The sequence below is a fragment of the Hyalangium sp. genome, assembly GCF_045802625.1.
In the GTDB taxonomy this organism is placed as follows: Bacteria; Myxococcota; Myxococcia; order Myxococcales; family Myxococcaceae; genus Hyalangium.
The window spans coordinates 1-24,469 of sequence record NZ_JBJMQP010000124.1; the positions used below are offsets into that span (position 1 = coordinate 1).

Below are 24,469 nucleotides of genomic sequence, written 5' to 3' on the forward strand. Positions count from 1 at the left end.
GAGAGCAGCGGACCGCCGGGCGCGCCAAAGAGGCTCTCGGTGCCGTTCAGGTAGCCCAGGTTGCCGTTGACGATCTCCGTGTAGTCCTGATCCAGGGGGAAGAAGAGGGTCAGGGAGCGCTTCTTGTGGAGGGCCAGCTTGTCGCCCGCCACGTCGTAGCTGATGACGGTGCTGTTCGAGGTGCCGCCCAGCAGCGGGGCGTCACCGTGACGAGCGTGGCGAAGCTGTAGCGCCGCATGAAGGCGAAGAGGCGCTCGGAGTCCTGCTCCTGAAACAGACGCGGGAGGTACATGGGACACCGACGTGCCCCAAGCCTCCCTCGCCGTCAACCCGGTAGCCCTCCCAGCCTCTTCAAGCCGGGAGCGCGAACCGGCTCAGATGTCCAGGTTCTGCACGTCCAGCGCGTTGCGCTCGATGAACTCGCGCCGCGGCTCGACCGCCTCGCCCATCAGCAGCGAGAAGATCTCGTCGCTCTCCACCGCGTCCTTGAGCTGCACCTGCAAGAGCGTCCGCGTGGCCGGGTTCATCGTCGTGTCCCAGAGCTGCTCCGGGTTCATCTCGCCCAGCCCCTTGTACCGCTGCAGCCCCAGCCCCTTCTGCGCGTCCTTGCGCACCGCCGCCAACACCTCCTGCACCGAGTACACCGTCAGCTCTCCGCTCTCCAGCTTCACCGTGTACGGCGGCCGGCCCAACGAGGCGAACGCCCCTCGCAGCCCCACCAGCTCCAGGTACTCCGGAGACGACAGGAACGCGTGATCCAACACCGTCTCCCGCATGCTCCCGTTGATCTCGGTGTGGAACACCAGCTTCTTCGTGTGGTGCTCCGGATCATCCCGGCGCTCGTGCTTCACCCGGCCCAGCACGTCCGGCATCCGCGTGCGGAAGTAGCTGTACATCCGCTCCACCTCCATTCCCAGCGCCGCCTCGTCCTGCAGCGTCTCCGCCGTCACCCGCGCCGCCTGCACCAGCGCGTCCACCACCCGCGCGTCCCGGCGCTTGGCCTGCTTCCCCAGCCTCTCCTCGTAGGTGATGACCTTCTCCAGCAGCGCCTTCAGCTCGCTGCCGCCCAGCTCCCCGGCCGGCGTCACCACCCGCGAGTGCTCCGAGGCGCTGCGCAGCAGGAACTCGTTCAGCGCCCGCTCGTCCTTGACGTACATGTCCTTCTTGTTGCGCGTCACTTTGTAGAGCGGCGGCTGCGCGATGTAGAGGTAGCCGCGCTCCAGCAGCTCGCGCATCTGCCGGTAGAAGAACGTCAACAGCAGCGTGCGGATGTGGCTGCCGTCCACGTCGGCGTCCGTCATCAGGATGATGCGGTGGTAGCGCGCCTTGTCCGGATCGTAGTCCTCCGCCCCAATCCCCGTGCCCAGCGCCGTAATCAGCGTGACGATCTCCGCGCTCGTCAGCATCTTCTCGAAGCGCGCCTTCTCCACGTTCAAAATCTTTCCGCGCAGCGGGAGGATGGCCTGGTTGCGCCTGTCTCTGCCCTGCTTCGCCGAGCCACCTGCCGAGTCACCCTCGACGATGTAGAGCTCGCTCTCACTGGGATCCCTACTCTGGCAGTCGGCCAGCTTGCCCGGCAGGCTGCCCCCGTCCAGGATGCCCTTGCGCCGCACCGTCTCGCGCGCCTTGCGCGCCGCGATGCGCGCCCGGCATGCGTCGCCGATCTTCGCCACCACCTTCTTGCCGTTGACCGGGTTCTCTTCCAGGTACGTGGCGAGCTGATCATTCACCATCTGCTCGACCAGACCCTTGATTTCACTGTTGCCCAGCTTCGTCTTCGTCTGCCCCTCGAACTGGGGGTTGGGCAGCTTCACGGAGATGACCGCCGCCAGGCCCTCGCGTGCGTCCTCGCCCGTGGGCGTCTCCTTCAAGTCCTTCCACAGCCCGCTCTTCTCCGCGTAGCTGTTCACCGTGCGCGTCAGCGCCGCCTTGAAGCCCGACAGGTGGCTGCCGCCCTCGTGCGTGTTGATGTTGTTGGCGAAGGTGTAGATGCGCTCGTCGTAGCCATCGTTCCACTGCATGGCCAGCTCCAGCGTCACCCCCTCCTTCTCCGCGCGGAAGAAGATGGGCTTGTCGTGCAGCGCCTGCTTCGACTTGTTCAGGTACTCCACGAACGAGACGATGCCGCCTTCGAACTTGAACTCATGCTCCTTGTTCGTGCGCTCGTCGCAGATGGTGATGCGCAGGCCCGCGTTCAAGAACGCCAGCTCGCGCAGGCGCTGGCTCAGCGTCTCGAAGTCGAAGTCCCGGGCCTCCATCACCTCGGGATCCGGCTTGAACCACACCAGCGTGCCCCGCTTGTCCGTGGTTCCAACTTCCTTCACCTTCCCGTCCTGAATGCCCCGGCTGTAGCTCTGCTCGTACACCTTGCCGTTGCGCTGGATGCGCACCTTGAGCCACTCGGACAGGAAGTTCACGCACGTGACGCCCACGCCGTGCAGGCCGCCCGAGACTTTGTAGGCGCCGTTGCCGAACTTGCTGCCCGCGTGCAGCTCGGTCAGCACCACGTCCACCGTGTCCTTGTCCTTGAACTTCGGATCCGGGTGCGGCCCCACCGGAATCCCACGGCCGTTGTCCTGGACGCTCAGCGAGCCATCCACGTGGATGATGACGTCAACGTCCGTGCAGTAGCCCGCCAGCGCCTCGTCCACCGCGTTGTCCACCACCTCGTACACGAGCTTGTGCAGCCCGTACGTCATGGTGTCGCCGATGTACATGCCAGGGCGCTTGCGGACTGCCTCCCGGCCCTCGAGCTTGGTGATGCTCTCGGCCCCATACTCCACTGGCAGCGGCGCCACGGAAGCACCGGTTGCGGGGGTCTTTTCCATGCGAGATTTTTCCTTCGGAAAGCTGCCTTGGATCAGGGTGTGTGCCTATCACCTCGGGCCCCCTCCGACAAGGAGGACGGCCTGATGCAAAGCAGCGGAAATATTCAGAAAAGTCGTTCAGTCGCCTGCTCACCGTTTCAGCCCCGGTAAGGGCCTGTTCCACCCGCCGTTCAGGCGTCATGGCGAGGGGGTGGAAGCCGCTCCTCCAGTGCTGAAACCAGCTCATCAAAAACAGCTCTGCGGGCAAAGAGATGCCGGGGAACGAGCAACCGCCCCTGCTCGTTGAAGAAGAGCCCCAGCACGTCCCCCTTGCGGCCGAGCCGGCGCACGGCGCCGAGCTGCGCCCACGTCAACTCCATGGGTGGGGCGTTGCTGAAGGGCCGGGCCACCTTCACACCCAGGGTGCCCAAGGTGACGCCCCAGTCGGGCCGGGGCCGCAGCCGGTGGAAGGCGTAGAGGAACAGGAGCATCAGCCCGGCGGTGATGCCGGCGCGGGCCTCGGCAAAGGGCTCGGTGGCCTGGCGAGCGGCCGCCAGGGCCCACGCGGTGAGCACCGCGAGCACGCACGCCCCCAGAAAAAGGGCGATGCGGGTGGGGCGGGGATTGAAGGCGAAGAAGCGCGAGTCCATAGATGAGCCGCCCTGAACCTAACCGCCCTGGCACCGGGAGCGGGGACTTTCACCGAAGGGTTGTTCTCCATGAGGCGCACTCGGCCTACCCTGGTAGATGTGACGGACGCCGAGCTCTCCACGCACCTGCGCGCCAACATCGTGGCCTACAAGCAGTTCCAGACGGCTCGCGGCGCCCTGCGCCACCTGGGCCTGCCGGGCCTGTGGGCCTTTGCCCAGCCCAGCCACCCCGAGACAGTCTCTCAGCAGCAGGTCTTCTTCGAGGACGCCGGGGCACTGGAGGCCGCGCTCCCGCGCCTCGAGGACTTCTATCGGAGCCACGGCGTCCGGCTCTGGCGCGTGCTGGTGCCCCCGGGCCACTCCACCGTCGAGCAGCCCCTGGCCCGCGCCGGCTATCGGCCCGAGGGAGGCGGCACCACCGCCATGGGCATGAGCCTCGGGGACGCCGAGCTGGTGCCTCCGGGCATTGCACTGGAGGAGCTGCGGACGCAGGAGGAGCTGATCCCCGTCAACGTGGAGGCCTTCGGCCCTGGCACCTCCATCCACCTGCAGCCGTGGCACTCCGAGTCCTTCCCCCACATCCACATTCGAGGCGTGCGGGAGCACGGGCAGCTCCTCGCGGGCGGCCTGGCCCACGACGTGGGGGACGTCGCCGGCCTCTACCTGGTGGCCACGCTCACCGCCGCGCGAGGCCGAGGGCTGGCCACCGAGGTGATGCGGGGCCTGCTCCTGGACGCGCACCACCGGGGCCGCACCGTCGCCGTGCTCCAGGCCACCGAGCTGGGCTATGGCGTCTACCGGCGCGTGGGCATGAGGGACCTGGGCTCCTGGGTGAACTGGGTCTGCCGCCTCAGCGCTGCGCGTGCTGGCTGACGACCTCCAAGAGCGCGTCCAGATCCACCGGCTTGCGGACCCAGCCCTTGGCGCCGAGCCCTTGCAGGTTGGGGTGGGCGCTGGCGGAGAAGACGACCACGGGGATGCCTCCAAACCGCGGGTGTCCCCGCACCTCGGCCAGGAAGCCCGCGCCATCCAGCACGGGCATCATCATATCCAGCAGCACCAGCCCGGGCAGCGGGGCGGCCTGGGCCAGCACCTCCAGCGCATGCCGGCCGTTGCTCGCGACGATCACCTCGTAGCCCGCATCACGCAGCACGTCCGTGATGGCCTCGCGCAGGTCCGCGTCGTCGTCCACCACCAGCAGCGGTCGAGCCGTCATGCGTGCACCTCCGCCGTCTCCAGGGGCAGCTCCAGGGTGAAGGTGGCGCCTCCGCCGGGCCGGGCCTGGGCCCAGAGCTGCCCACCGTGAGCCTCCGCCGCGCGCCGCGCCAGGTACAGCCCCAGCCCCAGGCCCCCGTAGGAGCGCGAGGAGACGGCGCGCTCGAAGCGCTCGAAGATGCGCTCGAGCTGCTCGGGCGGAATCCCGATGCCCCGGTCCCGCACCTCCACGCGTCCCCTGCCTGCCGCGCCTGTCACTGAGACCTCCACTGGCTGCCCGGAGCCGAACTTGAAAGCATTGTTCAGCAGGCTCGACACCGCCTGCTCCACGCGCAGCCTATCCCAGTGGCCGATCAGACCGGAGGTGGCCTCGAGCCGCACCTCACACCGCGCCCCCTGCGCCTCCGCCGAGTGCCGGTCCACCACGTCCGCCACCAGCTCCTCCAGGTCCACGCGCTCGGGCTGAAGCAGCATCTGCCCGCTGGCGTGCCTCCTCCAGGGTGAAGCGCAAGGTCGTCCCGCTCCGGCCGCCAGACATGAGATAGATGGCGCGCCTCTGTATTTCCTTCAACAGAAGGGCTGTCATTTCTTCAGGCTGGGCTGCGGAGGACTCCTTAAGTCCCCGTCCTCTGGGGGCATCGGGTTGGCACGCGGCTCGCAAAGCGTGGACCTGGTTTCGATATGTTTCGTCAACACTCCAGAGTCGCGGGCGCCTACCGCGTCACCTTCAGCCCTGAGGCCTGGCAGGAGATTGGCCGGCTCCCCAGCACCACGTTTCAGGCGCTCCAGGAGGCGTTGGATCAGCTGGCACAGCAGGGGCGGCACGAGCCTCTGGCGGACGAGACACCGTCCGAGATCACCTTCACCATCGACTCGCTCGTCATCTCCTGCGAGCGGGATGACAAGACGCGCACCCTGACGCTGCGGCACGTCACTGGCGGTGCCAAGAGTCCGGACTCCGGGCGCTAGGCTCTTCCCACGGGCTCGCCCTCCCTCCTCACCCCAACACCCGAGCAGCCACGGAGTCCCCGTGCAGGCCGGGGATTCTCGCCTCACGACTGTTCATGAATGAAACTCCACCCGGAAGCTCTTAATCAGGAGAGTAGGGACCTCCTAACGTGCTCTCCGTGCTCGAACACCCCTCTGGAGACACCGATGGTTTCTCCGCGCTGCGTCAGCGCTACCTCGCCGCCCAGCTCTCGGGCAATCGCCGGGAAGCCCTGCGCCTGCTCGTGGATGATGGGCTGCTGCAGGGCATTCCCTTGCAGGACATCCACCTCAAGGTCATCCAGCCGGCGCAGTACGAGATTGGCCAGCTCTGGCAGGAGAACCGCATCTCCGTGCCACGAAGTGGGCGCGCGCATGGCCAGCGACTTCCTGGAGATGGCGGGCTTCGAGGTGCGCTTCCTCGGCGCCAACGTCCCCACCGCGCACCTGGTGCACATGGTGCGAGAGCAGACACCGGACCTGCTCGCGCTCTCGGTGACGATGACCTACCACCTGCCGGCCCTGCGCGCGGCCGTGGACCAGGTGCGCTCGGCCTTCCCTCAGCTTCGCATCGCGGTAGGCGGGCTGGCCTTCAACTGGGTCCCTGGCCTGGAGAACGACTTGAACGTCTCCTTCCATGGAAGGGACGCCCGCGAACTGGTCGCCTCCGCTTGCCGGCTCCTCGGAGTTTGATCCCCCATGGAAATCCTCGCCCGCCAGCTCGAAGAGCGCGCAGCGCGCCTTGCCTCGGCCTCCGTCGATTGGATGTACCAGGATCCGTTCTGGGAGGCGCGCTACGGCGCCGAGCGGGCCCGTCGCTTCGGCGGCGAGGACGCGCAGTTCCACGTGCGCTACCTGGTGCAGGCGCTGACGGAGCAGCGCCCCTCGGTGCAGGAGGGCTACGCCTCGTGGCTGCGCATGGTGCTCGTGTCGCGCGGCATGTGCACGCTCCACCTGGACCAGAACTTCGCCGGGCTCCAGGCGGCGCTGGCCACCGAGGGCTTCGGCTCGGACTCTCCCGCGCAGGCCTATGCCCAGGCCGCGCGCGAGGCGCTGCGCTACACGACCGAACCGGCGCGCACCCTTCAGGAGCGGGCCCCGGAGCTGGCCCGCCACGCCGCGCAGGCGCTGCGCTCGGAGGTGCCGGCCGCGCTCCACCCGCGGCTGGAGGAGGAGCTGCTGCTGCACCTCTCCTATCTGGCGGACGCGCTCAACCTGGAGCGCGCGGCTCTCTTCGCACGGCACCTCGAGTGGTACCAGGGCTTCTGGCCTCGGCGTGAGCTGGGAGGGCTGACCCTCTCCCGGCTGGAGGCGGCGCTGGAGGCGGCGCTGGAGGCCACCCTCCCGGGCCAGGACAAGGTGAAGGCCGTGTTCACCTCGGCACGGACCTCCAAGGAGCAGCACGCATGATGACGGCCCCCTTCGCCACGCGCGAGTTCGACACGCTGAGCCGGGAGGTAGTGCTCGTCTGTGACTCCGCGGGCACCATTGTCTGGGCGGACCCGCGGGCCGAGACGCTTCTCTGCGCCCAGCCCGGGCAGCAGCTGCGCACCCTGGCGGCCCAGGGCAGCGAGGAGAAGGTGGACCGGCTGCTGCTGCGGGCCCGGGACGAGCGCGTGGATGGGTGGGAGCTCATCCTCTGCTGCAAGGGCGAGCGGCCCACCACGTTCGCCTTCAATGCCCGGCCCCAGGAGGGGCACCTGGTGCTGGTGGGCAGCCTGGTACCCGAGGACTACGGCGCGGCGCTGGCCCAGGTGAGCTCCACCCTGAGCGAGCTGGCCGCGCTCCACCGCGAGACGGAGCGCCAGCAGCGGGAGCTCCACCGCCGCGCCGAGGAGCTGCGGCGCCTCAACAGCGACCTGGAGGAGTCCAACCGCGGGGTGCGCAGCCTCCACGCCGCGCTGGACGAGAAGGCCGAGAGCCTCCAGCGCGCCGCGGAGGTGAAGAGCCGCGTGGTGGCCAACGTCAGCCACGAGTTCCGCACCCCGCTGCACTCCATCCTCGGGCTGTCCAAGGTGCTGCTCAACCCGCTCAACGGCCCGCTCTCCTCGGAGCAGGAGAAGCAGGTGCAGTTCATCCGCACCTCGGCCGAGGCCCTCTACGAGCTGGTCAATGACTTGCTGGACTTGTCCAAGGTGGAGGCCGGCAAGGCGGTGCTGCGCCACACCCGCTTCACGGCGGCCGAGTTCCTGCGGGCGCTGCGCGGGATGATGCGGCCGCTGCTGCCGCCGGAGGCGCAGGTGGAGCTGGTCTTCCCGGACGCGCCCGAGGGGCTGGAGCTGGAGACGGACGAGGCCAAGCTCAGCCAGGTGCTGCGCAACCTGGTGTCCAACGCGGTGAAGTTCACCGAGCAGGGCAGCATCACCGTCAGCGTGGTGCCGGGCCCGCGCGACACCGTGTCCTTCTCCGTGAAGGACACCGGCATCGGCATCCCCCCGGAGTACCAGGAGCGCGTCTTCGAGGAGTTCATCCAGGTGGACACGCCCCTGCACAAGAAGGTGAAGGGCACGGGCCTGGGCCTGCCGCTGGCCCGCCGCCTCGCGGAGATGCTGGGCGGTGTGCTCACCGTGCGGAGCACGCCGGGCCAGGGCTCCACCTTCACCGTCACCATCCCCCGGGTGCACTCGGAGGTGCGGGAGATGGTCGGCCTCACCGAGCGCAGCCAGCACCTGGATCCGGCCAAGGCCCCCGTGCTGGTGCTGGAGGACGACCGGCAGACGCTGTTCCTCTATGAGAAGTACCTGGAGCGCTCCGGCTTCCAGGTAATGGCGGTGCGCACCGTGGAGGACGCGCGCCGCACCGTCCAGCGCGTGCGCCCGGCCGCCATGGTGCTGGACGTGATGCTGGAGGGAGAGACGAGCTGGAACTTCCTGGCGGAGATGAAGACGAAGGAGGACACCCGGGACATCCCCATCCTCGTCGTCACCATCACCGACCGCGAGCAGAAGGCGCGCGCCCTGGGCGCGGACGAGTTCTGGCTCAAGCCGGTGGAGGCCACCCAATTGCTGCGCAAGCTGGGAGAGCTCTCACACCGCGGCCCCGTGGAGCGCATCCTCATCATCGACGACGACGAGGTACACCGTTACGTGTTGAAGCACCTGCTCAAGGACACGCCGTATGTGCTGACAGAGGCCACCGGCGGACAAGAGGGCATCCGGCTGGCCCGCGAGAAGGCCCCGCACCTCATCTTCCTGGACTTCCTCCTCCAGGATATGACGGCCTTCGACGTGCTGGATGAGCTGAAGGCGGATCCGCGCACGCGGGAGATCCCCGTCATCCTGCAGACGGCGCATGAGCTGAAGGAGGACGAGCGCACCCGGCTGGCCCACGAGACGGCGGCCATCCTGGCCAAGCACACCCTCAGCCGCGAGGTGGCCATTGCCCGCATTCGCGACGCCTTGAACAAGGCGGGCCTGGGCTCGCGCGTGGAGGAGCGGGAGGCCCGCCGTGGTTGAGCCCCTGCTTGCCACCGTCCTCGTCGTCAACGACGACGAAGCCAGCCGCTACACGGCCAGCCGCATCCTGGAGCTGGCGGGCCACCGCGTCCTCGAGGCCGCCACGGGTGGTGAGGCGCTCCGGCTGGCCTCGCAGCTGCGGCCGGACCTCATCGTCCTGGACGTGAAGCTGCCGGACCTCAGCGGCTACGAGGTGGCCGCGCGGCTGCGCTCCCACCCGGACACGGCCTCCATCGCGGTGATGCACACCTCGGCCACCTTCGTCACCGCGGACAAGCGGGTGCTGGGCCTGGACAGCGGCGCGGACGCCTACCTCACCGAGCCCTTCGAGCCCGCCGAGCTCATCGCCATGGTGAAGAGCCTGCTGCGCCTGCGCCGCGCCGAGCGGGAGCTGCGCCAGCGCGCCGACCAGCTCACGGACGCGGACCGCCGCAAGGACGAGTTCCTCGCCATGCTCGCGCACGAGCTGCGCAACCCCCTGGCCGCCATCATGACGGCCATCGGCATCCTGGAGCGCAAGCCCACGGAGGATGCGAAGGAGTCGCGCATGCGCTCCATCATCCAGCGGCAGACGCACCACCTGGCGCGGCTGGTGGATGATCTGCTGGACGTCAGCCGCATCACCCGGGGCAAGGTGGAGCTGCGCCGCGAGCGGTTGGACTTGTGCGGGGTGCTCCAGCAGGTGCTCGTCCTCATACGCCCGGTGGCCGAGGGGCGGCAGCTCCGGCTGGAGAGCCACCTGCCGGACAGCCCCCTCTGGCTGAACGCGGACGCCACCCGGCTGGAGCAGGTCTTCATGAACCTGCTGGACAACGCCACCAAGTACACGGACGCCGGTGGCTCCATCTCCCTGCGCGTCCTCCAGGAGGGCTCGGGCGGAGGCGCCCGCGCGGTGGTGCGCCTCCAGGACACGGGCATTGGCATCCCCGCGCACAAGCTGCCCTCCATCTTCGAGCTGTTCTCCCAGGCGGACGAGTCCCTCGAGCGCTCGCGCGGGGGCCTGGGCATTGGCCTCACGCTGGTGCGCAACCTGGTGGAGCTGCACGGCGGCAGCATCTCGGCCCACAGCGCGGGGCCGGGCCGCGGCAGCGAGTTCGTGGTGAAGCTCCCCATGGCCGCCTCCATGCCAGCGCTGGCCCGGGGCCCCCTCTGCCTGGACGAGCGCCCACGCCACCGCCGCATCCTCCTGGTGGAGGACAACTCGGACGCGCGCCAGGCGCTCAAGGACCTGCTGGAGCTGTGGGGCCATCAGGTGGAGGTGGCCCAGGACGGGATGGGCGGAGTGGCGATGGCGCTTCAGGCCCGGCCGGACCTGGCGCTGGTGGACATCGGCCTGCCAGGGCTGGATGGCTACCGCGTGGCGCAGGAGCTGCGTGCGCGGGTGGGCGAGGAGATCCGGCTGGTGGCCATCACCGGCTATGGCGGGCCCGAGGACCGGCACCGCGCCCTTCAGGCGGGCTTCGACCACCACCTGGTCAAGCCCGTGAAGCCGGATGAGCTGGACCGGCTGCTCACCGAGCTCTGAGGAGGCGGCTCAGCGCCGCAGCAGCGCCTTGGCGACGAGCCCGAGCAGCTTGATGTGAGAGGGATCCAACTGGCGCAGGCTGCGCAGCAACCGGCGAATCTCCGGCCGCTCGCTGGGAGCCGAGTGCGCCTCCGCCGAGGAGCCGCCGCGGGGGCTGGGCGCGTGCTGCGACAGGCCGAGCAGCTCGTCCGAGGAGACATTCAGCTCGTGGCAGAGCTTGAGCAGCGTCTGCACACTGGGCAGCATGCCTCCGCGCTCGAGACGACCGTACACCTCCGTCGCCACGTCGATGCGCTCCGCCACGTCTGCTTGCGTGAGCTCCAGGCGCATCCGGGCGGCACGCGCCGCAGCGCCGATTGTCGATGCGAGTTTTTTGTCCATGCTTCCTAGCCCGACCCGAAAGGTGCGGTTGACGGCTTAGGACGTATGGAGGCAGACAGACAGAACTTGCCGGGTAGATCTGCGCGTCTTCACCTGGCAGGTCGTGAACTCCAACAGGATGGCGCACCGCGGCGCCAGCACTCTATGCAAGACTCGTCAAGTCGGGTCCCCGCGCCCTACGGTGTAGGACACCTGCTGATCAGCCTCCATGAGGCGGATTTCCCTCGGAGCCGAGTCTTGCTCTGATCACCCGGGCCCCGGGCCCTCCGCGCCGGCTCCGGCGCTCACGGCGGTGCCCCGGGCTCCACTTCGGTGGAATCCGCGGCCCGCTCCAGAGAGGTCCTGAACCGAAATCCAACCCTGGAGGTTGCCCGTGGCGCAGCGGCAAAAAGCACGGGCCGGTCAAGGGAGCGCCCCGGAGGGCCCCCACGGCTGCCCCGGAAGCCACGGCGGACGGCCAAGCGAGCACCCTCTCGGGGCCAGAGTGCCCTAGTCTTGGGGGTGATGGCGCTGGCACTGAGACACCGCAGTCTGCTGACGAAGTTGTACATCGCTATGGGAGTGGTGGCCCTGCCGCTGCTCCTGTTGCAGCCCCTGTACGCGCTCCCCGCGATACGGGCCCAGCTCGACGAAGACCGGACACGCTCCCTGCGGCAGGTGGTGGAGACGGCGTACAGCCTCCTCGAGTCCTTCGAGGCGCGGGTGCGTGCCGGGGAGCTGACCACGGAGCAGGCCCAGGCCGAGGCGGCGCGGCAGCTGCAACTGCTGCGCTACGGCGGCGTCGAGTACTTCTGGGTGAATGACCTGTCGACGCGGCTGGTGATGCACCCGTACCTGCCGGCCATGCTGGGCAAGGACCTGACGGGGTACCGGGACGCGGACGGCAAGGCCGTCTTCGTGGAGATCGTCAAGCTGGCGCGAGAGCGAGGCGAGGGCGTCATCTCCTATCTGGCGACGCGCCCCGGCGAGACGACGCCGCTGCCCAAGGAGTCCTACGTGAAGCTCTTCGCTCCGTGGGGCTGGGTGGTGGGCACGGGCGTGTACGTGGAGGACATCGACCGGGAGGTGCTGGGGCTTCAGCAGCGCCTGTTGCTGGCGGTGTGCGTGGCGTTGATCCTGGCGCTGCTGGTGGGCACGGCCTTCTCTCGCTCGGTGGTGAAGCCGGTGCGCGAGCTGGCCGAGGCGACGCGCCGCGTGGAGCAGGGAGACCTGAGCGCCAAGGTGCGCGTGGACTCCGAGGACGAGCTGGGCAAGCTGGGGCAGGCCTTCAACACCATGGTGCACGGTGTCCAGGAGATGGTGAAGGGGCTGGCGGATGTGGCGGTCTCCACGGTGGCGGACGCGGAGCGCATCCGGCGCTCCTCGGAGGCGCTCTCCAGGGCCACGCGCGAGCAGTCCGAGCAGCTCCAGCAGCTCGCCGAGTCCGTGCAGCAGATGAGCCGCGGCCTCTCGCAGGATGCCGACCAGGCGCTGAGCACCGCGGAGGTGGCCGCCAGCAATGGCCGGGTGGCGGAGGAGGGAGGCGAGGCGGTGAAGCACGCCTCGCGGAAGATCTCCGAGATCGTCGAGGTGGTGCAGAAGTCGGAGGAGATGGTGGTGCGGCTGCAGACCTCCGGCGCGGCGGTGGCGCAGATGCTCCAGCTCATCCAGGACGTGTCCAACGAGACGAACGTGCTGGCCGTCAACACGGCCATCGAGGCGGCGCGGGCGGGCGAGCACGGCAAGGGCTTCGGCGTGGTGGCCAACGAGGTGCGCAAGCTGGCCCACCGCTCGCGCGAGGCGGTGGAGCAGATCGAACACCTGCTGAAGAAGAACCAGGAGGACACCTCGATGGCGGCGGCGCTGATGCGGCAGGGCACCACGCGGGTGGAGGAGGGCATGCAGCTCTCGTCCACCACGGCGGAGGCGCTGGCGCGCATCGTCACCGGAGCCCGGGAGATCCACCTGCGCGTGGGGCAGCTGGCCGTGGATGGCTCGCGGCAGTCCAGCTCCGGAGAGCTCATCGCCGAGCGCATCAAGTCGCTGTCTCACAGCTCGCTGATCGCCGTCACCGGGGTGGAGCAGATCGCCCAGTCGGTGGTGGACCTGCACGCGCAGGCGCAGCAGCTGTGGTCGCTGGCGGCGCGCTTCACGCCCCAGGCTCGGCTGCAGGAAGCGCCGCCTGCTCCGGCTCCGGAGGCTTGAACCGGCGGGGAGAGCCCGGGCTCAGGGTGAGCCGTGCCGAGCCGTCAGCTCGCGCCGGTCCACCTTGCCCGCGGCGGTGCGCGGCAGGGCCTCCACGAAGCGCACGGTCTTGGGCGTCTTGTAGCGGGCCAGCCTCCCCTGGCAGTACGCCAGCAGCGCCTCGCCGGTGAGCGAAGTGCCCGGGCGGGCAACAACGAGGGCTCGCGGCACCTCGCCCCACTTCGGGTCCGGCACGCCAATGATGGCCACCTCCGCGACGTCCGGGTGTCCGGCGAGCACGCTCTCCACCTCGGCGGGGTAGATGTTCTCTCCGCCAGAGATGATGAGCTCCTTCACTCGGCCGACGATGCGGTAGCAGCCGTCCGCGTCGCGCTCGGCCAGGTCTCCCGTGTGCAGCCACCCGCCCGCCAGGGTTTTCGCGGTCTCCTCGGGGCGGCGCCAGTAGCCGGCGCATACGTGCGGCCCTCGCAGGAGCAGCTCGCCCACGTCGCCTCCTCCGTCCAGCCGCACCTCGACGTGGAAGAGGGGCACGCCAACGGCTCCCGGCTTGCGCTGCACTTCCCCAGGAGGCAGCCAGAAGTTGTTGGGCCCCGCCTCGGTGAGGCCATAGCCCGTCTTGAAGGCCACCCCTCGAGCGAAGAAGCGCTCGAAGACGGGCGCGGGGCACGGCGCTCCGCCGCTGATGAGCAGCTTGAGCCGCGAGAAGTCCACCGTGTGGAAGCGTGGGTGGCGCTGCATCTCGATGAACATGGTGGGCACACCGAAGAAGAGGCTCACCTCGCCGCGGTGGATCCGGTCGAACACCTGCTCCACCTCGAAGCCACGGCACACCACGGACGTACCGCCCACGTACACCAGCGGCGTGGTGAAGACGTTGAGACCGCCGGTGTGGAAGAGCGGCGCGTTGAGCAGCGCCACATCGTCCGCGGTGAGCCCCCAGCTCACCACGGTGTTGGCCGCGTTGGCGGTGATGGAGCCGTAGGTGAGGATGGCGGCCTTGGGCAGGCCGGTGCTGCCCCCCGTGTAGCAGAGCACCCACGGGTCGCTCGCCTCCAGCTCCACGGGCGGCAGCGGCGTGTCCGGCAGCGCGTCCCGAGCGGCGAAGAGCACCTCCGAGGCGGCTCGCGCGGGCGAATCCACCAGCGGCACCACGTGGCGCACGCTGCGAGCGTGCGGGCGCAAGGCCTCCACCTGCGCCTGAAAGTCGGGGCCGTAGATGAGGACCACGGGCTCGGCGTCCGCGAACAGTCCCTTGAGCTCCTCGGCGCTCAGGCGCCAGTTGAGCGGCTGGAGGATGGCGCCCAGCTTGGCGCAGGCGAAGACCACGTCCAGGAACTCCACGCAGTTCATCGCGAGCACCGCGACGCGGTCGCCCCGCCTCACCCCGAGAGTGTCGTGGAGCAGGCGCGCAGTGCGGTTGGCGGCGGCGTTCCACTCGCGCCAGGTGATGCGGCGGTCGCCGCTGATGGCATCAATGAGCGCGACACGATCGGGCGAGAGCTGCGCGCGCCGGGCCAGCCAGTCATGAACGATGGGCATCGCTCAGGAGGGTAGAACTTCGCGGTGGCTTGCTCCACCATGTCGAACATCGAGGGAGGCACATGGGAGAACTGTCGGAAAAGTGCGCACTGGTGACGGGGGCGGCGAACGGCATCGGCCTGGCGGTGGCGCAGGCGCTGAGCGCCCAGGGCGTCCGGGTGCTGATGGCGGACATCGACGAGACACGAGGCCAGGCCGAGGCACTGGCCCTGCCCAACGCGGTGTTCCAGCGGGCGGACATGGCCTCGCGAGAGGACTGCCGCGCCCTGGTCGCCCGAGCGGAGAAGGAGTGGGGGCGGCTGGACATCCTCATCAACAACGCCGGGCTGCAGCACGTGTCGCCGGTGGAGGAGTTCCCGGAGGACCGCTGGGAGCACCTCATCCGCGTCATGCTCATCGGCCCGTTCCTGCTGACGCGCTACGGGCTGCCCTTGATGTACGCCCGGGGCTGGGGGCGCATCATCAACATCTCCTCGCTGCACGGGTTGGTGGCCTCGCCCTACAAGTCCGCCTACATCTCGGCGAAGCACGGGCTGATGGGGCTGACGAAGACGGTGGCGCTGGAGGCCGCGGAGAAGGGCGTGACAGTGAACGCGGTGTGCCCCAGCTACGTGCGCACGCCCCTGGTGGAGAAGCAGATCGCGGACCAGGCCCGGGTGCACGGCATCTCGGAGACCGAAGTGGTGGAGAAGATCATGCTCGCGCCCGCGGCGGTGAAGCGGCTGCTGGAGCCGAGCGAGGTGGCTGCCTACGTGACGTTCCTGTGCTCGGAGGCGGCGCGAGGCATCACCGGAGCCGCCCAGGTCATGGACTGCGGCTGGACGGCGCGCTGAGCGCCTGCTGCCCTCCTCGCTGTCCGTCTCCAGCAGGATGAGGGCTCTTCAGCTCTCATGTTACCTGCGGCACCCCTTCACCCCGAGCACCCCTCCTTCATGGCTGTCAGCTCCTTCGAACTCTTCAAGATCGGTATTGGCCCGTCCTCCTCACACACCGTGGGGCCCATGCGGGCCGCCCGGCGCTTCGCCGAGGCCCTGGCGGATACCGAGCTGCTCGGGCGTACGGCCTCCATCAAGGCGGAGCTGTTCGGCTCCCTCGGAGCGACAGGCAAGGGGCACGGCAGCCCCAAGGCGGTGATCCTTGGCCTCCAGGGCGAGCTGCCTGATCAGGTGGATACGGACGCCATCCCCGCGACCCTCGAGCGCGTGCACTCCGAGCGCAGCCTGCGCCTGCTGGGCCGCCAGCCCATCACCTTCAATGATGGGGAGGACATCGTCCTGCACAAGCGGGCGTCGCTGCCCAAGCACCCGAACGGCATGCGCTTCTCCGCCTTCGACGCCGAGCGCAAGGAGCTGCTCTCCCGGGTCTACTACTCGGTGGGCGGCGGCTTCGTGGTCAACGACGACGTCAGCGCCGAGCTGCCCTTCATGGAGGACAAGAAGCCCCTACCCTACCCCTTCAAGAGCGGCGGCGAGCTCCTGGGCCAGTGCAAGATGAACGGCCTATCGATCTCGACGCTCATGTTGGAGAACGAGAAGGCCTGGCGTCCCGAGAACCAGGTACGCGAGGGCCTGCTCACCATCTGGAAGACCATGGAGGCGTGCGTCAAGCGCGGCTGCGAGCGCGAGGGCATCCTGCCCGGCGGGCTCAAGGTGGTCCGCCGTGCTCCGGCGCTGTTTCGCAAGCTGAAGACGGACACGCAGGCGGGAGGAGATCCGCTGCTGGTCATGGACTGGGTCGACCTCTACGCCCTGGCGGTGAACGAGGAGAACGCCGCGGGCGGGCGCGTGGTGACGGCCCCCACCAACGGAGCGGCAGGCGTCATCCCGGCCGTGCTGCACTACTACATGCGCCACGTCGCCGGAGCGGACGAGGACGGCGCCATCCGCTTCCTGCTCACCTCCGCGGCCATCGGCATCCTCTACAAGGAGAACGCCTCCATCTCGGGCGCCGAGGTCGGCTGCCAGGGCGAGGTGGGCGTGGCCTGCTCCATGGCCGCCGCCGGTCTGACCGAAGTCCTCGGCGGCACCCCCGAGCAGGTCGAGAACGCCGCCGAGATCGGCATGGAGCACAACCTGGGGCTGACGTGTGATCCGGTCGGCGGCTTGGTCCAGGTGCCCTGCATCGAGCGCAACGCCATGGGCGCGGTGAAGGCCATCAACGCGGCGCGGCTGGCGCTGCGCGGGGACGGCTCGCATAAGGTCTCGCTGGACAAGGTCATCAAGACCATGCGCGAGACGGGCGCTGACATGAAGACCAAGTACAAGGAGACGGCGCGCGGCGGCCTCGCCGTCAACATCATCGAGTGCTGAGCGAGCCAGGGTGAAGAGCCGAAGCCCTTCACCCGCCTCAGGCCTCGAGCCGTCTACAGCAGCATGCGCAGCGTGAGGAAGTAGGAGGCATCGAGCTCATCCTCGATGGCCGTCTGCTTCTTCTGGTAGTGCGCGTAGCGCGCGCCGAGCGCCACCTCATCGGTGAGCCACCACGTGGCACCCACGTTGATGTACGTCTGGAGGGTGTGGGTGACAGGCTCGCTGGCGGGAGTGCTGCCCGAGGGGGCAATGAAGCTGGGCGAGCGGTCCGACACACGCGCGACCTCGAAGCCCACGCCCGAGCGGCCCTTCACGTTCACGTCCAGGCCCGCGGAGAAGGTGTTGGCGAGGTACTTCGTCTCCAGCAGCTGGTCGGCGAAGCCGGCAGTGCTGTTGGTCACATCGTTCTCGACGCGCGCATAGTTGATGAACGGAGTGATGAGCAGCGGGAGGCCCGGATCCACGCGCAGCTTGCCCAGCAGGTTGCCGCGCACGTTGTAGCCCTTGATGTGCGGATCCGTCCGCGAGTTGGTCTGGTAGTTCACGTCGAACGCCTGCACCTCGGCCTTGGCCTCGAACAGCTCGTGCGTGTACATGAGCGACGGGCTGAGCATCTGGAAGTGCAGGTCATCATCCGGCTGGCCGATGCGGAAATTGCCCAGGGGCCGCTCCCACAGACGGCTGCCACCACCGAAGGTGCCGCCCACCTGGAAGGAGGCGGAGGTGCTCAGCGGGTTGGCGGCGACGAAGTTCAACCCGGCGCGCAGCCCCTTCCACTGGTACGACGCCTGGACGCCCTGGCCGCGATTGAAGCCGCTGTAGAGCAGCGGATCTCTCGTGTACTTGTCCGCCAGCAGCACGTCCGCGATGTGGATGGAGATGAAGTCCACGCTGCCCGGATCCGTGACGATGCCCGCGTCCACGGTGGCATCCCAGCGCTGCAGGCGCAGGTACTGGTCTCTCACGCTCAAGGAGGCCGTGCCCTCCCACACACCCGAGCCGTGCGCGCGGAGGTTGCGCTCGAACTCGCTGCGGAAGGACACGTAGGTGCCCAGCTTGCCCTCCAGGCCGAAGCGCGTGAGCGCCACCGTCGTCGTGCGGCTCTCTCGGTTCTTGTTGAGCGTCTGGATGAGCTGCTCCGCGTCCAGCCCGCCCGCGATGGCCAGGATGGGCTTGACGTAGAAGGTGTCATCCCCGAAGGCCAGGCGCGGCTTGCTGGGAGGAAGCGCCGGAGGCGTCAGCAGCTCTGACTTGCCCGCGCCCGCTGCCGCGGCCTTCGCCCGCGCGTCCGCGGGAGAGGACTCCGCGGGTACCGCCGTCGTGGGCTGACCGGAGGCCTCGGGCGCGGCCGTGCCCTCGGGAGTGGAGGCCGCTGTCCCGCTCGCGGGAGCGGAGGCCGGAGGAGCCTCCGAGGGGCTCGCGCCCGCGGTCTGGGCCCACGCCGGTGCGGCAGACAAGGCCGCGATGAAGAACACGGAGAGTCGCTTCATGGAGAGGTGCTTGCGCATGAGGAGGAGGGAGAACAAACGGGGCCACGGCCGCGCACCACGCGCGAGCCGGGCCCCTGGTGCGAAGTGGAGAGGGACTACTGCGCCAGGTAATCGAGCGCCAGCTTCAAGCCCGCCTCGGAGCGCAGCGAGCCGAAGTGGTTGGCGATGAAGCCCTTGTTGAAGTAGCCGCTGGTGTCGTAGTCGCTCAGCGTGTTGAGGTGGTTGGTCACGCAGCCCTCCATGTCCAGGCGCGAGGCCGCCTCGGAGACGTAGAGGTCCTGGTAGTTGGTCCCCTTCTCCTTATCGGTCATGGTGATGGTGAGGTACTTCACCACGTTGCCCTCGCACTGCCCCGTCTTGCCGAAGGCGTAGTCGCCGTCCGCGCACGGCGTGGAGAACAGATCCCTCGGCCCGTTGAGCGGCTTGGCGAAGTACGTCTCCACGTAGTTGGAGCGGCTGCCCATCTCGCAGACGACGGTGCCGCGCATCGTCTTGTTGTTGGCGCACAGCGCGCCGAGCGCCGGATCATACGTGGACACGCCGTGGTTGGCGCCCGAGCCGAGGATGACATGGCTCACGTGCGCATACGGGTTGACGGCGCCCTCGGTGCCTCGGAGGTGCTCCACGTAGAGCCGGCGCAGGGCATCGCGCGCCACGGTGACGCCCATCGAGTGGCCAATGAGGGCCAGCTTGCGGTTGGGGTTGTTCTTGATCACGGCCTTGACGAGCGACTGGAGGATGGGAGTCGCCCAGCCGTGGTCGATGTTGCCGGAGGAGTTCTGCGTGGTGCTGTTGGCCGCGGGATCCACGTTGGTGACGGCGTCCGTGCGGAAGTCCACGGCGATGACGCGGTAGCGCAGCGCGATCAGCTTCTCGGCGAGCTGGTCCCGCGCCACCGAGTCCGGAGTGAACTGGACGTTCTCGTAGGCGGTGGTGGGCTGGGTGCCCGCCGGCAGGAGGAACTTCTCCCAGGTGTGCGGCCGCGTGGAGTTGCCGTGCACCAGGATGACGATGGGCTTGGAGGTGTCCTCATCCCGCTGGGTGTACTCCTTGGCCGCGCAGGGATAGCCGTCGATGACGGCCCTGTCCCCGTCGACGAAGTTGGTGGCGGCGTTGGGCCCACCGAACACCGTGGCGCCGGTCCACTTCCCGTCGTTGTTGCCATCGACGTACTTCGTCGTGCCGGTGGCGTTGCCCTTGTCGTAGTAGAGGTTGTCGATGAAGCAGCCCGGGTGGCCCGCCAGCGGCCGGTAGTGGCCGTCGTACTGCAGATAGCTGTCCTGCGTCTGGGGCACCGTGGTGGTGAGCTCCGCCATCTCCGGCGCGTCGGTGATGGGCCAGTTGTCGATGTCGATGCCCGCCGCCTTCACCTCCTCCGTCTTCGCGGCGATGCGCTCCCGGCACGCGACCACCTCCGCGGGCGTGGGCGTCTTTCCGTCATCGGGGCCTCCGCTCTGCTGCGTGCACGCTCCCCCGAGCATGCCGAGAACCGCCACTACGAAAGGACCGCTGATGCGAAGTGCCCTCATCCGTTGCTCCTTTGCAATTGTCTGCCAGTGGCCAAGTACCAAAGAGCCTCACCTGGGAGCAAATAAAGTTGAAAGGTGATTCACCTTTGCAGTGCGTCATTCACGGGCCATGCGGCGAGACAGGACTCACGGCGCGTCATGAAGGCGTTGAGTGAGCCCGGCTCGCCGTGTGTAAATCCAGCTTTCCGCGAGGACACTCACGCGCATCCGCGTTTTCCTCGGGTTGCGACACAGGAGAAGCCATGAAGCGCCGCAAGCCGAAGCCGCACGTGTCCTTGACCGAGGTGGCCACGCTGCACCGGCGGGCCTCGCGGATGAAGAAGCCGGACGAGGCGCTCCGGTCCCTGGAGCTGCTGGACGAGGTGCTGGAGGCGTGTCCCGCGTACGTGCCCGCGCTGCTGCTGGCGGGCAGGCGGCTGCAGACCACCGGCTCCAGCGGGCCCGCGGAGACGCGCGCTCGGGTGGGCAAGGTGCGCCGGTATCTGCAGCAGGCGGTGATCGCCTCGGATCGCTCGGCGGCGTCGATGGTGGAGCTGGGTTACTTCCTATACGCCGTGGAGGGCTCGACGGAGTCGGCGGAGCGTTACCTGGAAGCGGGCGTGGAGAAGGCCCTGACGGTGCTCGAGGACGGCTGGAGCGGCCTCATCGACGTGCTGTACGCGCAGGGCCGCCTGGAAGAGGCGGCGGCGCTGGGCAGACGGGCGCAGCAGCTCTTTCCCGGCTCGGTGCGCCTGGCCACCTCGCTCACGCCCGTGCTGTTGGCTCTCTCGGAGCCGAAGCACGAGCCCGTCCGCCCCCTGGGCCGCAGCAGGAGCTCATTCGGCTAGGCGCGCCGCGTCCTTCACGCTCGCCTTCGAGGTCTCCTCGTAGTCGAGATCCCGCGAGAACGTCTCCTCGATGCGCGTGAGCGCCAGCAGCGCGAGGCCAAAGCAGAGGGTCCCCACGGTGAGCGCCGCGGTGGCCACCGGCATCTGCCCCTTCAGAGCCGCGAACCCGCTGGCCGCCAGCGCCGCCGAGCCGCGCACGAAGTTGGGCACCGTCGTCGCCACCGTGGCGCGGATGTTGGTGCCGAACTGCTCGGCCGCCATGGTCACCAGCACCGCCCAGTAGCCCACGGTGATGCCGATGAGGAAGCTGAGGACATAGACGACCGTGTTCGTGAGGCCAGGGACGAGCCCGTACACGAGCATCAGCCCGAAGCCCAACGTCAGGTTCAGCCCCACCGCGCGCTTGCGGCTCTTGAGCCACTGGCTGAACACGCCGGCCAGCAGGTCGCCGATGGTCAATCCAATGGAGCCGTACAGGATGGCGTTGCCGGCCGTCACCTCTCCTTGAACGTTCAGGCCCTTGGTCAGCTCCGGGGCGAACGTGAAGAGGATGCCCGTCGTGAAGTAGATGGGCACGCCGATGAGAATGCAGGAGATGTACTTGAGGAAGCGCCCGCCCTGGAGCAGCAGGAAGGGATTGGCGCTGGAGGCATCGGTCTTCTTGGCGAAGAGCTCGGACTCCGAGACCTTGAAGCGCGCGAACAGCAGCGCCAGGCCCATCGCTCCGCCGGTCAGGTACGCCGTCTTCCACTTCAGGTGCTGGCCGATGAGCGCCGCGGCGACGATACCGAGCATGCCGAGCGTGGCCACGATCGTCGTGCCGAGGCCGCGCTTGTCCTTGGGGAGGGACTCGGCCACGAGCGTGATCGCCGCCCCGAGCTCGCCCGCGAGCCCCACGCCACCCAGGAAGCGGCAGACCGCGTAGCTCGTCACATCCCAGGCAAAGGAGTTGGCGATGTTGGCGAACGAGTACAGGAGGATCGATCCGAACATCACCGACAGGCGGCCGCGCTTGTCGCCGAGCACGCCCCAGAGCATGCCGCCGATCATCATCCCGATCATCTGACAGTTGTAGATGAGCAGGCCCTTCGCGAGGATCTCCCCCGAGTCAGTGAGGCCCAGATCCTTGAGCGAGGCGACGCGCACCACACCGAACAAGGTGATGTCGAAGAGATCGACGAAATAGCCGAGCCCGGCCACGAGGACCGTCAGAGTCAGGACCGAGCGGAGATCACGCAGGAATTTCATGGGGGCGATTCAGGTGGGTACGGCGGTGGGTGGATAGCAGAGGCCTCAAGGCACCAGCACGAGCTTGCCGACGGTGGTTCCCGACTCGATCGCGCGGTGGGCCTCGGCCACCTGGTCGAGCGGGAACCGTGTCACGGGCGGAGCCACGAGCTTGCCCTCCTCGACCCAGGCGAGCAGGCGGGCCATGGCCTCGGCGAGGATCTCTCGCCGCTCGAACAGGTAGGAGAGGTTGAAGGCGAGCACGCTGGTGTTGTCGTTGGTGAGCGTGAGCGGGTTGTAGCGGGGAGTGCGCAGCCAGTCCCAGGCGAGCTTCAGCCAGTTCGGCCGTCCGCCCTGGCGCGGCATCATGGAGTGGAAGCCATAGATGATGAGCTTGCCGGGCGAGGCCAGGTGCTCATAGCTCTGCGGGAGCGTGGAGACCCCGTTGGCATCGAGCACGACGTCATAGCCTTTGGGCGAGGCCTGCTCCGCCGCCTTCCACAGGTCCTCGCGGGACTTGTCGATGACGACATCAGCGCCCATGGCACGCGCCGTCTCGACCTTGTGCGAGCTGCCGACAACCCCCACCACGCGGCACCCGGCGATGCGCCCGAGCTGCACGAGCGCGCTGCCCACCCCGCCCGCGGCCGAGTGGACGAGGATGTTCGCCCCAGGGCGAGGGTGCGCCAGCTCGAAGAGCGCGTAGTACGCGGTGAGGAACGCGGTGGGGAAGCCCGCGGCCTGCGCGACATCGAGCCGCGACGGCAGCAGGAAGACCTGGTGTCGAGGCACGGCGACATGCGTGGAGTACCCGCCGAACAGCGTCACCCCGAGCACCTTCGCGCCCGGCGCGAGGTCCGTGACACCCTCGCCCACGGCGGCGACAGTGCCGGCGAACTCGAAGCCGGGCGTGATGGGCCAGCCGACGAACTCCTTGGCCGAGGCATACAGCCCCATGCGGATGATGCAGTCCGCATAGTTGACGCCGATGGCCTCCGTGGCGACCACCACCTCTCCGGCTTGGGGCGCCGGAACGGCGAGCGGCTCTTGCATGAGCCGCTCGTACCCACCAGGGCGATGGATGACCACCTTCCGCGCTGTCATGAGAGGGACATTATGACCCATGACGCACCGCGCAGCTGAATGAACCTTCACCTTTCTCCCCATGACGCACTGCAAAGGTGAATCACCTTTCAACTCCGCGTCCATTTGGCTGACTGTGTTTTCCCTGGAAGCCCGTACACTCCAGGACATGCCCGCCTGCCCTCTCCAACCACGCGGGTAATCCCCCACACTCCAAGGAGAATCATGATGCGTCTGCGCTCTTCCCTGTCCCTGCTGGGTGCGCTGTGCCTGGGCTCGCTGTCCGCTGGCTGCGGCGAGGGCACTGAACCCGCCCCGGTGAAAGCCGAAGCTCCTGCAACGGAGTTGTCCACGCAGCAGTCGGCCGTCACGACGACGGGCTTCACCTCGCACTTCCGCTCGTGGCTGCAGACCAACGGCTATGAGCCCACGTACAACCTGGTCCGGGATGATCTGGTGGGCGGCAGCTACGGCGGCAAGGCCAGCAGCACGGACACGGTGGTGAACCAGCCGGTCATCTTCATCCACGGCAACTCGGACAAGGCCATCGGCACGGGCGCCACGGGCCAGACGGGCTGGAACGCCTCCATCGACTACTTCCTGTCCCATGGCTACAAGACGAGCGAGCTGTACGCGACGACGTGGGGCCCCGCGGACTCCACGATGTCGGCGTACCAGTACCACTCGAGGACGTACGTGATGAAGGTCCGCAAGTTCATCGAGGCGGTGAAGGCGTACACCGGCGCGACGAAGGTGGACATCATCACCCACTCGATGGGCGTGACGCTGGCGCGCAAGGCCATCCTCGGCGGCTACGCGACGGACGCGGCGGATGGCGGCCAGTACTACATTGGCCCGCCGCTGACCTCGTCGGTGGACACGTTCGTGGGCATCGCGGGCGCCAACCTGGGCCTGACCAGCTGCTACCAGACGGGCGGCTCCACGCCCACCTGCGCCGCCACCAACGGGCTGTACCCGGGCTACTGGAACGGCATCGGCGTGTCGGGCCGCTCGGCCTACCTGGACAACCTGATGTCCAGCAGCAGCTACGAGGGCGCCTTCCGCTACACCATCTGGTCCAGCGTGGATGAGATCATCGGCTACGGGGATGTCGTCTACTACGACTACACCTCGCGCATCCCCGGGCAGACGGGCGAGAAGACGTACTCGGCCGCCCCGTACGGCCACTTCGGCCTGAAGGATCTCACGCAGGCCGTGCAGTACAGCATGGTGAAGAACCACACCATCCCGTAGCGCCCCC

General features: G+C 68.3%; 22 protein-coding genes and 1 pseudogene. 12 read left to right on the forward strand and 11 right to left on the reverse strand.

Annotation, left to right across the window (positions count from 1 at the left end; translation table 11 throughout):
* Window positions 1-109: 109 nt before the first annotated feature.
* The 3 genes from ACJ8AT_RS23325 to ACJ8AT_RS23335 all read right to left on the reverse strand — a co-directional run bounded on the left by ACJ8AT_RS23325 (window position 110) and on the right by ACJ8AT_RS23335 (window position 3,457).
* On the reverse strand, window positions 110-292 hold the full coding sequence (locus ACJ8AT_RS23325; RefSeq protein ID WP_407740028.1) for an FMN-binding negative transcriptional regulator: 183 nt from the start codon (window positions 290-292) through the stop codon (window positions 110-112).
* 82 nt (window positions 293-374) lie between these two features.
* A complete protein-coding gene (gyrB, locus tag ACJ8AT_RS23330; protein WP_407740029.1) occupies window positions 375-2,828 on the reverse strand; it encodes a DNA topoisomerase (ATP-hydrolyzing) subunit B in 2,454 nt (817 codons plus the stop codon).
* 170 nt (window positions 2,829-2,998) lie between these two features.
* Window positions 2,999-3,457 (reverse strand): hypothetical protein, encoded by a 459-nt coding sequence (locus ACJ8AT_RS23335; protein WP_407740030.1) that lies wholly within the window; start codon window positions 3,455-3,457, stop codon window positions 2,999-3,001.
* Between the two features lie 69 nt (window positions 3,458-3,526).
* Between ACJ8AT_RS23335 and ACJ8AT_RS23340 the strand changes: the two genes are divergently transcribed.
* Window positions 3,527-4,330 carry a GNAT family N-acetyltransferase gene (locus ACJ8AT_RS23340; RefSeq protein ID WP_407740031.1) on the forward strand — a complete coding sequence of 268 codons (804 nt, stop codon included), beginning with the start codon at window positions 3,527-3,529 and terminating at the stop codon, window positions 4,328-4,330.
* Here the strand turns inward: ACJ8AT_RS23340 and ACJ8AT_RS23345 are convergent.
* Both ACJ8AT_RS23345 and ACJ8AT_RS23350 read right to left on the reverse strand, forming a co-directional pair.
* On the reverse strand, window positions 4,308-4,673 hold the full coding sequence (locus ACJ8AT_RS23345) for a response regulator (protein WP_407740032.1): 366 nt from the start codon (window positions 4,671-4,673) through the stop codon (window positions 4,308-4,310). The two genes, ACJ8AT_RS23340 and ACJ8AT_RS23345, sit on opposite strands and share 23 nt — an antisense overlap.
* Window positions 4,670-5,146: a sensor histidine kinase gene (locus tag ACJ8AT_RS23350; RefSeq protein ID WP_407740033.1), complete on the reverse strand. Its 477-nt coding sequence runs from the start codon at window positions 5,144-5,146 to the stop codon at window positions 4,670-4,672. The genes ACJ8AT_RS23345 and ACJ8AT_RS23350 overlap by 4 nt, the downstream gene beginning before the upstream one ends.
* A gap of 207 nt (window positions 5,147-5,353) precedes the next feature.
* Here ACJ8AT_RS23350 and ACJ8AT_RS23355 point away from each other — a divergent pair, with 207 nt between their 5' ends.
* From ACJ8AT_RS23355 to ACJ8AT_RS23380, 6 genes and pseudogenes are all read left to right on the forward strand, one after another.
* Window positions 5,354-5,641, forward strand: coding sequence for a type II toxin-antitoxin system RelE family toxin (locus ACJ8AT_RS23355; protein ID WP_407740034.1), 288 nt, complete (start codon window positions 5,354-5,356; stop codon window positions 5,639-5,641).
* A 263-nt stretch (window positions 5,642-5,904) separates the two neighbouring features.
* Window positions 5,905-5,958, forward strand: a pseudogene (locus ACJ8AT_RS23360) (hypothetical protein); the annotation flags it as partial.
* 76 nt (window positions 5,959-6,034) lie between these two features.
* Entirely contained in the window at window positions 6,035-6,352 is a 318-nt protein-coding gene (locus tag ACJ8AT_RS23365; protein ID WP_407740035.1) for a B12-binding domain-containing protein, read from the forward strand.
* A gap of 6 nt (window positions 6,353-6,358) precedes the next feature.
* Window positions 6,359-7,069 carry a hypothetical protein gene (locus tag ACJ8AT_RS23370; RefSeq protein WP_407740036.1) on the forward strand — a complete coding sequence of 237 codons (711 nt, stop codon included), beginning with the start codon at window positions 6,359-6,361 and terminating at the stop codon, window positions 7,067-7,069.
* Complete coding sequence (locus tag ACJ8AT_RS23375; RefSeq protein WP_407740037.1) at window positions 7,066-9,114, forward strand: ATP-binding protein; 2,049 nt, start codon at window positions 7,066-7,068, stop codon at window positions 9,112-9,114. The genes ACJ8AT_RS23370 and ACJ8AT_RS23375 overlap by 4 nt, the downstream gene beginning before the upstream one ends.
* The gene (locus ACJ8AT_RS23380; protein WP_407740039.1) at window positions 9,107-10,639 is read left to right on the forward strand and encodes a response regulator; all 1,533 of its coding nucleotides are present in this window, start codon (window positions 9,107-9,109) and stop codon (window positions 10,637-10,639) included. The genes ACJ8AT_RS23375 and ACJ8AT_RS23380 overlap by 8 nt, the downstream gene beginning before the upstream one ends.
* Window positions 10,640-10,648: 9 nt before the next feature.
* On the opposite strand, the gene ACJ8AT_RS23385 is transcribed toward ACJ8AT_RS23380, so the two are convergent.
* Window positions 10,649-11,020: a helix-turn-helix transcriptional regulator gene (locus ACJ8AT_RS23385; protein WP_407740040.1), complete on the reverse strand. Its 372-nt coding sequence runs from the start codon at window positions 11,018-11,020 to the stop codon at window positions 10,649-10,651.
* Window positions 11,021-11,524: 504 nt separating this feature from the next.
* On the opposite strand from ACJ8AT_RS23385, the gene ACJ8AT_RS23390 reads away from it, so the two are divergent.
* Window positions 11,525-13,204, forward strand: coding sequence for a methyl-accepting chemotaxis protein (locus ACJ8AT_RS23390; protein ID WP_407740041.1), 1,680 nt, complete (start codon window positions 11,525-11,527; stop codon window positions 13,202-13,204).
* Between the two features lie 21 nt (window positions 13,205-13,225).
* Here the strand turns inward: ACJ8AT_RS23390 and ACJ8AT_RS23395 are convergent, their stop codons facing one another.
* On the reverse strand, window positions 13,226-14,743 hold the full coding sequence (locus tag ACJ8AT_RS23395; RefSeq protein ID WP_407740042.1) for an acyl-CoA synthetase: 1,518 nt from the start codon (window positions 14,741-14,743) through the stop codon (window positions 13,226-13,228).
* Between the two features lie 62 nt (window positions 14,744-14,805).
* Between ACJ8AT_RS23395 and ACJ8AT_RS23400 the strand changes: the two genes are divergently transcribed.
* Both ACJ8AT_RS23400 and ACJ8AT_RS23405 read left to right on the forward strand, forming a co-directional pair.
* Complete coding sequence (locus ACJ8AT_RS23400) at window positions 14,806-15,576, forward strand: 3-hydroxybutyrate dehydrogenase (protein WP_407740043.1); 771 nt, start codon at window positions 14,806-14,808, stop codon at window positions 15,574-15,576.
* A gap of 99 nt (window positions 15,577-15,675) precedes the next feature.
* A complete protein-coding gene (locus ACJ8AT_RS23405) occupies window positions 15,676-17,052 on the forward strand; it encodes an L-serine ammonia-lyase (protein WP_407740044.1) in 1,377 nt (458 codons plus the stop codon).
* Window positions 17,053-17,105: 53 nt separating this feature from the next.
* Here ACJ8AT_RS23405 and ACJ8AT_RS23410 read toward each other — a convergent pair whose 3' ends face one another.
* Window positions 17,106-18,542 (reverse strand): hypothetical protein, encoded by a 1,437-nt coding sequence (locus ACJ8AT_RS23410; RefSeq protein ID WP_407740045.1) that lies wholly within the window; start codon window positions 18,540-18,542, stop codon window positions 17,106-17,108.
* A 95-nt stretch (window positions 18,543-18,637) separates the two neighbouring features.
* A complete protein-coding gene (locus ACJ8AT_RS23415; RefSeq protein ID WP_407740046.1) occupies window positions 18,638-20,071 on the reverse strand; it encodes an esterase/lipase family protein in 1,434 nt (477 codons plus the stop codon).
* A 242-nt stretch (window positions 20,072-20,313) separates the two neighbouring features.
* On the opposite strand from ACJ8AT_RS23415, the gene ACJ8AT_RS23420 reads away from it, so the two are divergent.
* Window positions 20,314-20,898: a hypothetical protein gene (locus ACJ8AT_RS23420; RefSeq protein ID WP_407740047.1), complete on the forward strand. Its 585-nt coding sequence runs from the start codon at window positions 20,314-20,316 to the stop codon at window positions 20,896-20,898.
* Here ACJ8AT_RS23420 and ACJ8AT_RS23425 read toward each other — a convergent pair.
* A complete protein-coding gene (locus tag ACJ8AT_RS23425; protein ID WP_407740048.1) occupies window positions 20,887-22,146 on the reverse strand; it encodes an MFS transporter in 1,260 nt (419 codons plus the stop codon). The two genes, ACJ8AT_RS23420 and ACJ8AT_RS23425, sit on opposite strands and share 12 nt — an antisense overlap.
* 45 nt (window positions 22,147-22,191) lie before the next feature.
* On the reverse strand, window positions 22,192-23,229 hold the full coding sequence (locus tag ACJ8AT_RS23430; protein ID WP_407740049.1) for a synaptic vesicle VAT-1 family membrane protein: 1,038 nt from the start codon (window positions 23,227-23,229) through the stop codon (window positions 22,192-22,194).
* Window positions 23,230-23,436: 207 nt separating this feature from the next.
* On the opposite strand from ACJ8AT_RS23430, the gene ACJ8AT_RS23435 reads away from it, so the two are divergent.
* Window positions 23,437-24,462 (forward strand): lipase, encoded by a 1,026-nt coding sequence (locus tag ACJ8AT_RS23435; protein WP_407740123.1) that lies wholly within the window; start codon window positions 23,437-23,439, stop codon window positions 24,460-24,462.
* Window positions 24,463-24,469 lie beyond the last annotated feature (7 nt).